The organism is Helicobacter aurati (assembly GCF_003364265.1).
In the GTDB taxonomy this organism is placed as follows: domain Bacteria; phylum Campylobacterota; class Campylobacteria; order Campylobacterales; family Helicobacteraceae; genus Helicobacter_A; species Helicobacter_A aurati.
Genome location: NZ_NXLW01000047.1, coordinates 1 through 431 on the forward strand (window position 1 = coordinate 1; position 431 = coordinate 431).

Consider the following 431-nt stretch of genomic DNA (forward strand, 5'->3'; position numbering starts at 1 on the left):
CTCTATACAAGATTAGAATCTTTAGCCAATCAATTCAGCAATGGTTTTATGCAAATCGCAAAAAAATACAATATTTCCCTACAAACGGCAGTTCGTGGTAGTATGGTTGGATTCTTTTTCGCAGAAAATCCGGTATATGATTGGGAAACTGCAGCAAAGTCAGATACCCATTTTTATAGTAGATTCCATGCAAAAATGTTAGATAAAGGTGTGAATTTCGCTCCTTCACAATTTGAAACAAGCTTTATTTGCGCGACATTTAATGAGGCTTTGATAGATTCTGTGTTAGCAAAAATCGATGAGGCACTACAAGAAATAACAGCATAAAGATCAGATACAGGACTCTATACAAGATTAGAATCTTTAGCCAATCAATTCAGCAATGGTTTTATGCAAATCGCAAAAAAATACAATATTTCCCTACAAACGGC

Annotated in this window: 1 pseudogene; it reads left to right on the forward strand. The window is 34.8% G+C overall.

The features are described from left to right. Nucleotides 1–327 (forward strand): annotated as a pseudogene (locus tag CQA66_RS09375) (aspartate aminotransferase family protein); the annotation flags it as partial. Between the last annotated feature and the right edge of the window lie 104 nt (nt 328–431).